Origin of the sequence: Streptomyces sp. NPDC058086 (assembly GCF_042885015.1) — a bacterium.
GTDB lineage: Bacteria > Actinomycetota > Actinomycetes > Streptomycetales > Streptomycetaceae > Streptomyces.
In genome coordinates, this window is sequence record NZ_JBHVST010000014.1 from 90212 (window position 1) to 103903 (window position 13692).

Annotated in this window: 11 protein-coding genes and 1 tRNA gene; 4 read left to right on the forward strand and 8 right to left on the reverse strand. The window is 71.5% G+C overall.

Annotation, left to right across the window (positions count from 1 at the left end):
* The first annotated feature begins 77 nt into the window (after positions 1 to 77).
* Together ACFVWD_RS13935 and ACFVWD_RS13940 are read left to right on the forward strand one after the other, a co-directional pair.
* Positions 78 to 695: an ArsR/SmtB family transcription factor gene (locus tag ACFVWD_RS13935; RefSeq protein ID WP_389596033.1), complete on the forward strand. Its 618-nt coding sequence runs from the start codon at positions 78 to 80 to the stop codon at positions 693 to 695.
* Positions 692 to 880 carry a hypothetical protein gene (locus tag ACFVWD_RS13940; RefSeq protein ID WP_389596035.1) on the forward strand — a complete coding sequence of 63 codons (189 nt, stop codon included), beginning with the start codon at positions 692 to 694 and terminating at the stop codon, positions 878 to 880. The genes ACFVWD_RS13935 and ACFVWD_RS13940 overlap by 4 nt, the downstream gene beginning before the upstream one ends.
* 20 nt (positions 881 to 900) lie before the next feature.
* Here the strand turns inward: ACFVWD_RS13940 and ACFVWD_RS13945 are convergent, their stop codons facing one another.
* Genes ACFVWD_RS13945 through ACFVWD_RS13955 form a run of 3 tightly spaced genes read right to left on the reverse strand, consistent with a single transcriptional unit; the run spans position 901 to position 3611 of the window.
* The gene (locus ACFVWD_RS13945) at positions 901 to 1689 is read right to left on the reverse strand and encodes a PDZ domain-containing protein (RefSeq protein WP_168508928.1); all 789 of its coding nucleotides are present in this window, start codon (positions 1687 to 1689) and stop codon (positions 901 to 903) included.
* A gap of 15 nt (positions 1690 to 1704) precedes the next feature.
* On the reverse strand, positions 1705 to 2826 hold the full coding sequence (gene menC, locus ACFVWD_RS13950; protein WP_389596037.1) for an o-succinylbenzoate synthase: 1122 nt from the start codon (positions 2824 to 2826) through the stop codon (positions 1705 to 1707).
* Positions 2823 to 3611, reverse strand: a complete 789-nt coding sequence (locus ACFVWD_RS13955; RefSeq protein WP_389596039.1) for a chorismate synthase — start codon at positions 3609 to 3611, stop codon at positions 2823 to 2825. Before ACFVWD_RS13955 ends, menC begins: the two co-directional genes overlap by 4 nt.
* A 167-nt stretch (positions 3612 to 3778) precedes the next feature.
* Between ACFVWD_RS13955 and ACFVWD_RS13960 the strand changes: the two genes are divergently transcribed.
* The gene (locus ACFVWD_RS13960) at positions 3779 to 5356 is read left to right on the forward strand and encodes a PucR family transcriptional regulator (protein ID WP_389596040.1); all 1578 of its coding nucleotides are present in this window, start codon (positions 3779 to 3781) and stop codon (positions 5354 to 5356) included.
* 172 nt (positions 5357 to 5528) lie between these two features.
* Here ACFVWD_RS13960 and dapE read toward each other — a convergent pair whose 3' ends face one another.
* From dapE to ACFVWD_RS13985, 5 genes are all read right to left on the reverse strand, one after another.
* The gene (gene dapE / locus ACFVWD_RS13965) at positions 5529 to 6605 is read right to left on the reverse strand and encodes a succinyl-diaminopimelate desuccinylase (protein ID WP_389596042.1); all 1077 of its coding nucleotides are present in this window, start codon (positions 6603 to 6605) and stop codon (positions 5529 to 5531) included.
* The gene (locus ACFVWD_RS13970; RefSeq protein WP_389596044.1) at positions 6602 to 8104 is read right to left on the reverse strand and encodes an amino acid permease; all 1503 of its coding nucleotides are present in this window, start codon (positions 8102 to 8104) and stop codon (positions 6602 to 6604) included. Before ACFVWD_RS13970 ends, dapE begins: the two co-directional genes overlap by 4 nt.
* A 352-nt stretch (positions 8105 to 8456) precedes the next feature.
* Positions 8457 to 9101 carry an IclR family transcriptional regulator gene (locus tag ACFVWD_RS13975; protein WP_101408088.1) on the reverse strand — a complete coding sequence of 215 codons (645 nt, stop codon included), beginning with the start codon at positions 9099 to 9101 and terminating at the stop codon, positions 8457 to 8459.
* A gap of 431 nt (positions 9102 to 9532) precedes the next feature.
* A complete protein-coding gene (locus ACFVWD_RS13980) occupies positions 9533 to 11332 on the reverse strand; it encodes a DEAD/DEAH box helicase (RefSeq protein WP_389596045.1) in 1800 nt (599 codons plus the stop codon).
* 270 nt (positions 11333 to 11602) lie between these two features.
* The gene (locus ACFVWD_RS13985; protein WP_389596047.1) at positions 11603 to 13045 is read right to left on the reverse strand and encodes an MFS transporter; all 1443 of its coding nucleotides are present in this window, start codon (positions 13043 to 13045) and stop codon (positions 11603 to 11605) included.
* Positions 13046 to 13263: 218 nt separating this feature from the next.
* On the opposite strand from ACFVWD_RS13985, the gene ACFVWD_RS13990 reads away from it, so the two are divergent.
* Positions 13264 to 13335, forward strand: a tRNA-Cys gene (locus ACFVWD_RS13990).
* Positions 13336 to 13692: the final 357 nt, after the last annotated feature.

Below are 13692 nucleotides of genomic sequence, written 5' to 3' on the forward strand. Positions count from 1 at the left end.
GCAGGACGACGGCTTCCAACGAAGTGCTTGCAAAGAAATCCTTGCAACTACTTCTTTGCAACGCTACCTTTGCATGCATGGAAGAGCCCAAGGAACCGCTGCCCGAGGAACGACTGGTCCGCACCCTCGATGCCCGCACACTGCGCGGCATCGCCCACCCCCTGCGCATGCAGTTGCTGTACGCGCTGCGGCAGCGGGGGCCCGCCACCGCGTCGATGCTCGCCGAGCGGCTGGGCGAGTCCAGCGGGGCTACCAGCTATCACCTGCGGCAGCTCGCCACGCACGGCTTCGTCGAGGACGCGCCCGAGCGGGGCAAGGGCCGTGAGCGCTGGTGGCAAGCCGTCGACCAGGGCGTGTACTTCGATGCGAACCTGCTCAAGGACGGCGACCCGACGGTCCGCGGAGCGGCCGACATGTACCTGCACGAGGTCGCGACCACGCACACGCGTGAGCTGTCGACCTGGCTGGGTACGCGCGACGACTGGTCCGAGGACTGGTACCGGGCCAGCGACATGAGCGACTGGACCCTACGACTGACGTCCGGGCAGGCCCGCGAACTCATCGAAAAGATGCACGACCTGCTCGAAAGCTACCGACCCCTCGCCGACGCCGAGGACGACCCCGCCGCGGAGCAGGTCCGCATCCACACCCACGCCTTCCCCGTCACGCAGGACCGAACGGAGACGCACCCATGACGCACGCCGAAACCCACCTCACCCTGCACCACACCCGCGCCGCCGAGCTCCGGGCCCAGGCCGAAACCCACCGCCTGGCCACCTCCACCCGCCACCCCGGCGAACTCCGCACCCGCCTCGGCTGGACCCTCGTGGAGGTCGGCCTGCGTCTCGCCGCCGCCCCCCGCGTCGCCGTCGCGCACTAGCGGCTCGCTGGCGCGGCCCGCTAGCAGCTGGGGACCGAGCCCTTCCCCTTCTCCAGGGAGACCAGCGCGTCGACCGCGCCCTTGAGCGTGGTCACCGGAACCAGTCGCAGGCCCTTGGGCAGTTCCGACTTGGCGTCCGAGCACTCCGCCTTCGGGACCAGGAAGACCGTCGCGCCGTCGCGCCGGGCGGCCTGCGTCTTCAGGGCGACCCCGCCGACCGCGCCGACCTTGCCGTCGGCGTCGATCGTCCCCGTACCCGCGACGTTGCGACCGCCCGTGAGGTCGCCGCCGCTGCCGTCGCCGTCCAGCTTGTCGATGATCCCGAGCGTGAAGAGCAGTCCGGCGCTGGGCCCGCCGACGTCGGCCAGCTTGAGCGTGACCTTCACGTCGTTCTTCTCGTGCAGATAGGACAGTGCCGCCTCGGTGGCCGTGTCCTGGGACTGCTTCATCTGGTCGGCGTTGTGCTGCTCGATCTCCTTGACGGAGTTCCCGCTCGGGTAGACCGAGTCGCGCGGCATCACGGCCCGGTCCGTACGGAACCAGCCGTCGATCACGTCACCGAGGCTGACGCTCGCGTCCGGCCCCGTCGCCTCGATCGTCGTCATCCGCAGCTGCCCGCTCGTCGTGCGGGTGGGCGCTCCGCTGATCGTGATCACCGGGTCGCCCTTGTTCTCGCCGAGAACGTTCGCCGTCATGCCGGGCTGCGCCACGGAGAACGGCAGCGGCGCGAACGCCGCCGTGGCGAGCAGGGCCACGACGGGAGCGGCGCAGACGGCGATGGCTTGGAGGCGTGTGAGGCGAGAGAGCACAGGATCAATCTAACGTCACCGCTCGGCGCGGCCTCCGTACAGGTCCCGCCGGGCGGTGGTGAAGCGGCGCAGCGCCTCCGGCAGCGGCTCGGTCCCGATGCCCTCAGTGCGCGGCACCGGCAGATGACCGTCCTGAAGGACGAAGGGCTCGGTGATGTCCTCGGCGAAGTAGCGGCTGGAGGCGGAGGTGTCACCGGGGAGGGTGAAGCCCGGCAGGGCCGCCAGGGCCAGGTTCGGGGCTCGGCCGATGCCCGTCTCCAGCATGCCGCCGCACCAGACCGGCACCCCGTGCGCGTGAGCGACGTCATGGATGCGGCGCGCCTCCAGGTAGCCGCCGACCCGGGCGGGCTTCACGTTGACGACCCGGCAGGCGTCCATGGCGATCGCGGAGGCGGTGTCGCGGGCGCTGTGCAGGGACTCGTCGAGGCACACGGGGGTGGCGATGCGCTGCTGGAGCCTCGCGTGCGCGTGGAGGTTGTTCTCCTCCAGCGGCTCCTCGATGAGCAGCAGTCCGAACGCGTCGAGCCGGCGCAGGTGCTCGGCGTCCGCGAGCGAGTACGCCGTGTTGGCGTCCACCTGGAGTGGCAGCGCGTCCCCGAAGCGCTCACGCACGGCCCGTACGGGCTCCAGGTCCCAGCCGGGTTCGATCTTCAGCTTGATCCGGACGTACCCCTCGGCGAGGTAGCGCTCGACGTCGTCGAGGAGTGCCGGGACGGAGTCCTTGATGCCGACCGACACTCCGGCGGGCACGCGGTCGTGGACGGCTCCGAGGTAGGTCGCGAGCGACATGCCGTGCGCGCGCAGCTCGGCGTCGAGGACGGCCGTCTCCAGGGCCGCCTTGGCCAGCTCGTGCCCCTTGATCTTCGCCATCGCGGGGGCGAACGCGGCGGCCGTGAGATGCGGGAGGGCGGCCACGCGCGGCAGCAGGAAGTCGCGGAGCACGATCTCGGCGCCGGCCACGAACTCCGAGCAGTACAGCGGCTCGGGGTCGGCGGCGAACTCCGACCAGCCCTCGGCCGCGTCCGTGACGACGTGCAGAAGGAAGGTGTCCTTCGTCGTCATGGTCCCGAAGGAGGTACGGAAGGGGGTGACGAGGGGCAGCGCGATGTGGACGACTTCGACGCGTTCGAGTTTCATGCGGCGCCTTCCGTGACGGGGCGGGTGAGGGTGTACCAGCCGTCGCGGGACATCCCCGTGGCGACGTACCCCTCGGCGAAGGCCTCCGTGAAGACCGCGCGGACGGCGTGGCGCCAGCGCAGCGCGAGCACCGGGTCGGCGGCGCGCAGCTTGACGACGTCGTCCGGGACCCGGCACCAGATGTGCTGGTCGGAGGTGTCGCGGCGGGCGAGGAAGGCGTTGTCGGGGGCGAGGTGGGTGGCGGGCGCGGCGTCACGATCGCCGGTCTCCCCGGGTGTACTGGGTGTACTGGGCGTGCGGGGCGCGGCCAGATCCCAGGTCACCGTCAGCCGGTCGCTCTCGTCCCCGTCGTTCACCCCGTCCGCCATGGGCCCGTAGAAGTCGACCAGGTACTCCGTGCCGGTGGCCCCCAGCTTGACCAGGTTGAAGCGGGCGTTGCGGCCGACCAGCGGATCGAAGGTCCAGCGCATGGTGCGGGCGCCGCGCTCCAGGGCCCAGGCGCGCTGGGCCTGCTTCACGGCGTGGCCGACCCCGCGATCGGCCGCGGCGACCAGGGAGTACGTGTCCTGCCGTCCCGGCTCCCCGAACACGGCGACGGCGGCTCCGGCCAGCCGTGTCCCGTCGTACGCGGCATGCACCGCACCCCCGGCGTGCACCAGGCTGTGCAGCACCTCCGCCGGATAGGGCGGGTTGCTGCGGGGCGTCTGCCAGACGTCGCTGAAGAGGTCGGCCACCGCGCCGATCCCGGCGACGTCGTGAACGGTACGGATGCTCACTTCGGTCATGGAACCGAGTCTCGAAGCTCGCGGCGGCGCCCACGTTGTACATCAGGACAACACGCGCGTACGTTCCTGATGAGATCGGCCAACCACGCCCGTCCGAAACCGGCCGACCATCCTTGTCATCCCCATCCCCATCCCCATCCCCGTTCCCGTTCCCCGGAAGGAGTCGCGTGGACGCCTGCACCCTCGGTGACCTGCTGGATGTCGTCGGCGGCCCCTCCGTACGGCTGCACACCGCGCCCGCCGGGCTCACCGTGCCCGTCACCGAGGCGCTGCTGTACGACGCCCACGCGCCGCTGACCCGTGCGCCCGGGGCGCTGCTGCTCGCGGTCGGGGTGCGGGCGTCCGCGGCGGGGCCGCTGGCGCGGGCGGCGGCGGAGGCGGGGATGACCGGGCTGGTCGTACGCGGCCCGGACGGCCCGCTCGCGGAGGCGGAGTCGGCGGGTGTGGCCCTGCTGTCCGTGGACGAGGACGCCGCCTGGCACCACGTGCATCTGCTGCTCGCCTCCGCGATCGGCGCACGGCCCTCGGCCGCCGGAAGCGGTCTGGGGGATCTGTTCGCGCTGGCCGACGCGGTGGCCGCGGCCGTCGGCGGCGCCACCGCGATCGAGGACCCGCGGCAGCGGATCCTCGCCTACTCGACGGTTGCCGGGCAGCCGGTCGACGAGGACCGCCGCACGGGCATCCTCGGCCTCCAGGTACCAGGGAGCCCCGCCAACTCGGAGCAGTACCGGGTGCTGTTCGCGGCCGAGGGCGTGGTCCGGCTGCCCGCCCTGGAGGGCAGCGACAACCTGCCGCGGCTCGCCGTCGCCGTCCGGGCCGGCGGCGAGACCCTCGGCTCGCTGTGGGTCGTCGACGACGGCGGCCTCGCGCCGGACGCCGAGGAGGCCCTCGCTCAGGGCGCGTCCACGGCGGCGCTGCTCCTGCTGCGGGCCCGCGCCGCGCAGGAGCTGGCCCGCCACCAGAACGGCGACCTGCTGCGCCGCCTGCTCGACGGCACCGCCGACCCGGCGGGCGCCGCCCACCGCTTGGGGCTGAGCCTCGGCCCGGACGGAAACCCGGCGCCCGTGCGCGTGGCCGCCTTCGTCCTGGACTCCAGTGTCTCGGCGGCGGACGTCGAACAGACCGCGCTACGGCTCCTGGACCTCGTACGCCTCCAGTGCGAGGCGCGCTACGGGCGGCACGCGGGCGTCCTCGTCGACGGGGTCGTGTACGCGCTGCTGCCGGCGGTCGGGGAGCGTGGCGGGGCGCGGCACAGAGGGCTGGCGGAGGACATCGTGGGGCGGGCCGGGCAGGCGCTGCGGGTGCCCGTACGGGCCGGGCTGGGGGACGTGGTCCCCGGGCTCGCGGAGGTGCGGGCCTCCCGGGACGACGCCGACCTCGTGCTGCGGGTCCTGGGCCCGGAGCTGCCGGTGGCGACCGTGGAGGAGGTGAGGCCGCGCGTCACCCTGCTGCGGCTTGCCGAAGTCCTGGGCGAGCGACGGGAGTTGAGCGCGGGCGGGTGGCGGCGGGTCCTCGCGTACGACGCCGAGCACGGCACCGAGTACGCCCGCACCCTCGTCGCCTGGCTGGAAGCGGGCTGCGACATGGCGGGCGCGGCGCGGCTGCTCGCCGTGCACGCCAACACCTGCCGCTACCGCCTCCGGCAGGCCCGGCAGCAGCTCGGCATCGACCTCGACGATCCCGACGAACGGCTGGTGCTGTGGCTCCAGTTGCGGACGCTGGGCGGACTCGGCAGCCGCCGCTGAGCCACCCTTCGGTCCTGGCCGTCAGTTGACGTCCACGTCCTCGAAGACCTCCAGCATCCGCGACAGCACCCGCACACACGTCCGCACGTCCGCACTTCCGCGTCGGTGAGGGCGGCGCCCACTACGCCAACGTGGAACAGCCGTAAGTCCACCAAGTTCCCGCTGGAGTGGCTCAGCGGCCCCCCGGCGTGAGCCACCGCGTCAGCCGCTTCTCGCACGCCCGCAGCTGCGCCACCGGGACGTACTCCCCCGCCGTGTGCGCGAGGACCGGATCGCCCGGGCCGTAGTTGAGGGCGGGCGTGCCGAGGGCGGCGAAACGGGCCACGTCCGTCCAGCCCAGCTTCGGACGCGGCGTGGCGTCCAGCATGCGGACGAGCGAGGCGACCGCGTGCCGGTCGAGCCCGGGGAGCGCGCCCGGCACGACCTCCGTGACGTCGACCTCGTACTCGTCCTCGGGAAAGAGATCCCGTACGTACTTCTCCGCCTCCTCGGCCGAACGGCTCGGTGCGAAACGTGAGTTGACGGTGATCACGCACTCGTCGGGGACGACGTTGCCCGCGACCCCGGCGCGTACGGCGACGGCGTTCAGCCCCTCCCGGTACTCCAGGCCGTCGATCACGACCCGTTCCGGGATGTGGTCGGCGAGGCGCTGGAGGACGGCCCCGGCGCGGTGCGCGGCGTTCACACCCCGCCAGGCGCGCGCGGTGTGCGCGCGCTCGCCGCGGACCGTGATGTCGGCCATCAGCACACCCTGGCAGCCCGCCTCGACCCCGGCGTCGGACGGCTCCATGAGGATCGCGAGGTCGGCCTTCAGCAACTCCGGCCGTACGGCGGCGATCCGGCCGAGCCCGTTGCGGTCGCCCTCGACCTCCTCGCACTCGTAGAAGACGTACGTGAGGTCGCGGGTGGGCGTGGGGAGCGTCGCCGCCAGCCGGAGTGCGACGGCGACGCCGCCCTTCATGTCGCAGGCGCCGAGCCCGTACAGGAGGTCGCCCCGCAGGACGGACGGCAGGTTCCCGGCGGCGGGAACGGTGTCCAAGTGGCCCGCGATCAGGATCCGTTCGGGGTGGCCGAGGCCGGTGCGGGCGACCACCGAGTTGCCGATCCGCTCCACGGTGAGGTGCGGGAGGTCGGCGAGGGCCGCCTCGACGGCGTCCGCGAGCCGGGCCTCCTCGCCGCTCTCGGAGGGGAGGTCGACGAGGGCGCGGGTGAGGGCGACGACGTCGGCGGTGAGGTCGAGGGTGTTCACGCCACTTCCTCGTCGCCGAGGTTGTCGCCGATTTTCTCGCCGGGCTTGTCTCCGGGCTTGTCTCCGAGCTTGGAGTGCTTGATCCCGTACAACCAGTAGATCACCAGGCCGACGGCCATCCACGCGCCGAACGCGACCCACGTGTCCGACCCCAGGCTGAACAGCATGTAGACGCAGAAGCCCACACCCAGGATCGGCGTCACCGGTGAGAAGGGGACCCGGAAGGAGCGGGGTGCCTCCGGGCTGCGGCGGCGCAGCAGGACGACCGCCAGGTTGACCAGCATGAAGGCGAAGAGCGTACCGATGCTGGTGGCGTCCGCGAGCGCGCCCAGCGGGACGAGCGCGGCGAGCACGGCGATGAAGGTGGAGACGATGACCGTGTTGGCGCGCGGCACCCCGGTGGTGGGGTGCACCTTGGAGAACAGCGGCGGCACGAGCCCGTCCCTCGACATCGCGAAGAGGATGCGGATCTGACCGTACTGCACGGTGAGCACGACGCTCGTGGTGGCCACGACCGCCCCGATGGATAGCAGGATCGGCCACAGGCTGCCGCCGCCGACGGACTGCACGAGCACCTGGCTCAGCGTGGCCTCCGTGCCCTCGAACTTCCTCCACGGCATCGCGCCGAGCGCGGCGACCGCGACGAGGACGTACAGGGCGGTGACGAGGACGAGGGAGAGGATGATCGCGCGCGGCAGGTCGCGCTGCGGGTTCTTCGCCTCCTCCCCCGCCGTCGAGGCGGCGTCGAAGCCGATGTAGGAGAAGAAGAGCGAGGCGGCGCCCGCGCTCATGCCGGCGGTGCCGAGCGGGAAGAGGGGCGTGAAGTTCCCGGCGCGGAAGGCGGTGAAGGCGACCGCGCAGAACATCACCAGGGCGGCGATCTTCACACCGACCATGACGGTGTTGGCGACGGCGCTCTCCTTCGCTCCGCGCAGCAGCACGACCATGGCGAGGACGACGATGGCGGCGGCGGGGATGTTGAGGACACCACCTGCGCCGGGCGGCGCGCTGAGCGTGTCGGGGAGGGTGACCCCGACGGTCAGGTCGAGCAGTTCGTTGACGTACTGCCCCCAGCCGACCGCGACGGCGGCCACGGACACCCCGTACTCCAGGATCAGACACCAGCCGCACACCCAGGCGACGAGCTCGCCGAGGGTGGCGTACGCATAGCTGTACGAGGAGCCGGAGCCCGGGATCATGCCGGCCAGCTCGGCGTACGACAGCGCGGAGAACAGCGCGGTCACACCGGCCAGGACGAACGACACGACGATGGCGGGACCGGCCTCGGGCACCGCCTGGCCGAGGACCACGAAGATGCCGGTGCCGAGCGTGGCGCCCACGCTGAGCAGGGTGAGCTGCCCGACGCCCATCGTCCGCCTGAGCGGGCTCCCGGCGGCCTCGGCGACCAGCGATCCGACGTCCTGACGCCGGGTCAGCCGAGCCGCCCGTCCGCCTCCTCGGCCGACGTCCGGCCGTGTACGTACCGTCTCCGTCTCCACGCCTTGTCTCCCTCCACCGTTCACCGTTCCGCCTTCAGTGCCCTGATGATGCGGAGGGCGGGGCGACGGGCGGTGGGCGCATCGGCCAGAGATGGCGGGGGTGGTTTGGCGGGTCGGCCAAAGCCAGGGGGTGACTGGAAACAAGGACCGTCGGCGCAACAGGGCGCGGGGGGGCAGTGTGGCCGAGCGCGGGGGGTCAGGGCGGCGAAGTCCGGGGCGTCAACACAATGGAGCGCGGAGCGCCAGCGCGGCAGAGTGCGGGGCCTCAGCGCCACGGAGCGCGGAGCGCCAGCGCGGCAGAGTGCGGGGCCTCAGCGCCACGGAATGCGGAGCGTCCGCACAGTACGGAGCGTCAGCGCAGCGCGTCCGCGACCTCCCGCGCCGCGTCCATGACCCTCGGCCCCACCCGTTCCGGCACGGAGTCCGCGAGCATGACGACACCGACGCTGCCCTCGACCCCGGTCACCCCTATCAGGGGAGCGGCGGCCCCACTCGCACCCGCCTCCAACTCTCCGTGCGTGAGCGTGTATCCCGGGGCGTCCGCCGGCCCGGGCTGCCGGGCGGCGAGGATCGCGCGGCCCGCGGCGCCTCGGTCCAGCGGATGGCGGAACCCGGCGCGGTAGGCGACGTGATAGTCCGTCCACGTCGGCTCCACGACGGCGACGGCGAGCGCCTCGGTCCCGTCGACGAGCGTGAGATGGGCCGTGGCCCCTATGTCCTCGGCCAGCGCGCGCAGCGCCGGCAGCGCGGCCTCCCGTACCAGCGGATGCACCTGACGCCCCAGCCGCAGTACCCCAAGCCCGACCCGGGCACGGCCGCCCAGATCCCGGCGTACGAGCGCGTGCTGCTCCAGCGTGGCGAGCAAGCGGTACACAACGGTCCGGTTGACGCCCAGTTTGTTCGAGAGCTCGGTGACGGTCAGCCCGTGGTCCGTGTCGGCGAGCAGCTTGAGGACACGCAGTCCCCGGTCGAGCGTCTGAGAGGTCTCCGCGGTCACGACGCCCACTCCTTAGTGGTGAGGTCGGCGGCCCCTCGCGGCGGTTGCGTCTCCGAGTCCCGTCGGCGACGCGCTTCAGAGGCCGCCGTCGGCTGACGACCCGGGCTCTTCCCGGGTGGAGTCGCTACACGGCTGCGCTCCGCGGCGGCGCTGCCACGGGGCGTGTGCGTAGCGGGACAGTAGCGAGCCAGTTCGCTCAGCGGAAGTCTCCGTCCAGAATCCGGTCATGGCCTGGTACGGACTCTTCCCCTTTGCAGGGCCTTTGTCCTCGTACGTACGGCGCACACGCACAGGAACACGCCCCTGAAAGGGGCGCGGGGCGCTGACATCATGCGGCTCCGCCGCGTGGGCGCGACCAGCCACAAGCGATCCACAGCCGAAGCACAACCAGCGCCCCACGAACCGCGACCGCCCAGGCACAGCGCCCAGCGTCACCGCATTCGGGTGGCCCACTCCTGCACCTTGGCGATCCGCTGCCGCAACTGCCCCGCCGTCGCCTCCGCGCTCGGCGGCCCCCCGCACACGCGGCGCAGTTCGGTGTGGATCACGCCGTGCGGCTTGCCGCTCTGGTGGACGTACGCGCCGACCATGGTGTTGAGCTGCTTGCGCAGTTCCAGCATCTCCTTGTGCGAGACCACGGGCCGCCGCTCGGCGGGCAGTTCGAGAAGGTCGGCCTCGTCGTCGGGCTTCTTGCGGCTGTGCGCGATCTGCCGCGCCTGCCGCTTCTGGAGCAACAGCTGCACCTGGTCGGGTTCGAGCAGCCCCGGAATCCCGAGGTAGTCCTGCTCCTCCTCGCTCCCCGGGTGGGCCTGCATCCCGAACTCGGCGCCGTCGTACAGCACTCGGTCGAAGACGGCCTCGGACTCCAGCGCCTCGAAGGAGAACTGCTCCTGCTCGCCGGTGTCCTCGTCCTGCTCCCGGTTCGCCTCGTCCATCTCCTGCTCGGACTCGGCGTACGGGTCCTCCTCGCCCTCCTTCTTGGGCTTGTCGAGGACGTGGTCGCGCTCGACCTCCATCTCGTTGGCGAAACCGAGGAGATCGGGGACGGTCGGGAGGAAGACGGAGGCGGTCTCGCCGCGCCGCCGGGACCGTACGAAACGGCCGACGGCCTGCGCGAAGAAGAGGGGCGTGGAGATGGTGGTGGCGTACACGCCGACGGCGAGCCGCGGCACGTCGACGCCCTCGGACACCATGCGGACGGCGACCATCCACCGGTCCTCGCTATGGCTGAACTCGTCGATCCTGTTGGACGCGCCCGTGTCGTCGGACAGGACGAGGGTCGCCTTCGTCCCGGTGATCTCACGGATGAGCTTGGCGTACGCGCGCGCGGAGTCCTGGTCGGAGGCGATGACGAGCGCGCCCGCGTCCGGGATGCCCTTCCTGACCTCGGTCAGCCGCTGGTCGGCGGCGCGCAGCACACTGGGCATCCACTCGCCGCGCGGGTCGAGCGCTGTGCGCCAGGCCTGCGAGATGGCGTCCTTGGTCATCGGCTCGCCGAGCCGGGCCGCGATCTCGTCCCCCGCCTTCGTGCGCCACCGCATGTTGCCGCTGTAGGAGAGGAAGATGACGGGCCGCACGACCCCGTCCCCCAGAGCGGACCCGTATCCGTAGGTGTAATCGGCGGAAGACCGCCGGATCCCGTCATTTCCCTCTTCGTACGCCACAAAGGGAATCGGATTGGTGTCGGACCGGAAGGGCGTACCGGTGAGCGCGAGCCGCCGAGTGGCGGGCTCGAACGCTTCGAGACAGGCCTCGCCCCACGACTTGGAGTCACCGGCGTGGTGGATCTCGTCGAGGATGACGAGGGTCTTGCGCTGCTCGACGCGGTTGCGGTGGAGCATGGGCCGCACGCCCACACCCGCGTACGTCACGGCGACGCCGTGGTACTCCTTGCTGAGCGGACCGGCGCTGTACTCGGGATCCAGCTTGATCCCTATCCGCGCGGCGGCCTCCGCCCACTGCTTCTTCAGGTGCTCGGTCGGCGCGACCACGGTCACCTGCTGCACGACGTGATGGTGCAGCAGCCAGGACGCGAGCGTCAGCGCGAACGTCGTCTTGCCTGCGCCGGGCGTGGCGACGGCCAGGAAGTCGCGCGGCTGCTCCTGGATGTACCTCTCCAGCGCCCCCTGCTGCCAGGCACGCAGCTTGCTGGCGGTACCCCAGGGGGCGCGGCCGGGGAAGGCGGGTGAGAGATGGTGCGAGGTGGATGCGCTGGCGGCGGTGGTAGTCACGGTCTCCGTGGTTGGGTCGAGCGGCTCGGCTACGTATGACAACCGGGCCACCCTACCGGCGCCCCGGAGCTGTCAACGCGCGGACGACGCCGGGTCACCCGCGGATGGGACCCACCTCACAAACCCCGCGACCGCCCACCGATCACCCCGATGTCCTGCTCTTCACCGGCCGCCATGGCGATGACCAGGCAGTACGAGGTCGGCCGGACGAGGTCGGCCGGTTCGCGATGACCGCACCCGGCCGAACCGGAGCACTGCTCTCTTCCCAGATCACCGCTCTCGCAATCGCGTGGTCACCCAGGCCCCCACCAACGCCACCCCCGCCATCGGCAGGAACACGGCGGCGAACGCGGTGGGGTGGGAACCGTCGGCCGTGGAGGTGGCCGTCTCCGCGACCTTGCCGCCGCCCAGCGCCGCGAAGGCCGCGCCGCCCGCCGCGAGGAGCACGATGTCGCAGAGGCCGTCGGAGATCTGGAGCGCGGCGGAGTTGGAGCCGACTTCCTCCGGCGTCGAGAGGCGCAGCAGCAGCACGCTGGTCGAGGCGATCACCAGTCCCATCCCGAAGCAGCCGAACCCCCAGGCGACGGCGACGATCCACACGGGCACAGCGGGAATCAGCACGCTGGGCACGGCGACGATGGCCGCCGCGAGCAGCACCATCCCGAGGAACATCAGCCGGTCCCGGTACGGCTCCGTCCGTGGACGCGACTGCACATACGACCCCAGCGCCCAGGTCCCGCCGGCCGCCGCGAGGGAGAACCCGGCGAGCGTCGGCGACAGCCCGCGCTGGGTGACCAGCATGAGGGGCACAAAGGACTCGGCGGCGATGAAGGACCCGGCCGCGAGCCCGCGCAGCAGCACCACGGACGGCAGCCCGCGCGCCGCCCGGTAGGTGCCGCGCGGCAGCAGCCCGAGGACGGCCGGGACGAGCAGCGCGGCGCCCGCGAGGCCAGGGACGAGCGAGAGCGGGTCCAGGTCCTGGGCGGCGTACTGGAGGAGTCCGGAGCCGAGTGAGATCCCGAGCGCCAGCCGGATGCGCCGCCGCTCGAAGGGCTCGCGACCTGCGGTCCCCGCGTCCGCCGACCGCCCGGACGACAGCCGTCGTATCCGCGGCAGCGCGAGCGCCAGCGGAAACACGACCAGCACCGGTATCCCGGTGAACACCCAGCGCCAGCCCAGATGTTCGGTGACCGTGCCCGCGATCAACGGTCCGACCACGGACGGAATCACCCAGCTCGCCGCGAACGCCGCCATGATCGCCGGGCGCAGCCGCTCCGGGTAGGCCCGCACCACGACGACGTACAACGCCACGACGACCAGCCCGCCGCCGAGCCCCTGCACCGCCCGCCCGAGAAGGAACAGCCACATGGTCCCGGCCGTCCCGGACAGCAGCAGTCCCGCCGCGAAGGCCGTGATCCCCGTGGTCAGCGGCGCCAGGGGCCCGCGGCGGTCCGCCCACTGCCCGGCGAACACCATCCCGAACAGGCTCGTCGTGAAATACGCCGAGAACGCGAACGCGTACAACGACACCCCGTCGAGCTCCCGTGCCGCGACGGGCATCGCCGTCCCGACGGCCGTGGCCTCGAAGGCGATCAGCAGCTCCACGAACACGATCCCGATGCTGAGCGCCCGGTAGGGGCGGCTCAGCACCCCTCCCTCGCCCTTGTCCTCGGGCGGGGCGGTCGCGGCATCACGTGCTTCCAGCGCTGTCATGGCCGCCAGCGTAAGGGCCACAACTGACAGTGACTCCTGTCCGGAGACCGTGATCGTCTGGGCCTTTGGTCGTACGCCCAGGGCCCGAGAACCGGTATTCATGAACGGCGTATGGCAGTCCCGTTGCAGCGCCCCCGCACCCCTTGAGCCCACCCTCCGCCCCGCCTACGTTCAACCCATCAGGTTCGGAACGAGTGAGCCGTGCCGCACCTGAGAACGGCCGTGTGCCCGAGTGGTTCAGGGGCTCGCCTGCAAAGCGAGTTACGCGGGTTCAATTCCCGCCACGGCCTCAAGTGTCTTGAGCAGGCAAAACGGAAGGGCGGCACCCCTACGGGAGTGCCGCCCTTTTGGTCGCTCGTCTCAGTTCCCGTCTCAGTCGACTGCACCTAACGAGAGGATGAGGACCGCCAGTCGCCAGCTACAGGTTCCTCACACAGGGACAGTGCGCACAGGTCCCCTGCGACGGCTAGGCGCATGACCGGGCGCATCGAGGCACCACCCCGTTCGGCAGCATATAAAGAAGCAGTGGCCGACGCATCCTAGTAAAGCGTCGACCCTATCCCTGCAACTTCTGCACGATAAGCGGAATAAGACTCAGCATATATCGCAACTCCCAGCACTTTCACACCTTGCGACATAAGACCCTC

What these genes read in the sequence shown, in the direction of transcription:
- ACFVWD_RS13935 (WP_389596033.1), top strand. Translation starts at nt 78, where the DNA reads ATGGAAGAGCCCAAGGAACCGCTGCCCGAGGAACGACTGGTCCGCACC.
- ACFVWD_RS13940 (WP_389596035.1), top strand. Translation starts at nt 692, where the DNA reads ATGACGCACGCCGAAACCCACCTCACCCTGCACCACACCCGCGCCGCC.
- menC (WP_389596037.1), bottom strand. Translation starts at nt 2,826, where the DNA reads ATGAAACTCGAACGCGTCGAAGTCGTCCACATCGCGCTGCCCCTCGTC.
- ACFVWD_RS13955 (WP_389596039.1), bottom strand. Translation starts at nt 3,611, where the DNA reads ATGACCGAAGTGAGCATCCGTACCGTTCACGACGTCGCCGGGATCGGC.
- ACFVWD_RS13985 (WP_389596047.1), bottom strand. Translation starts at nt 13,045, where the DNA reads ATGACAGCGCTGGAAGCACGTGATGCCGCGACCGCCCCGCCCGAGGAC.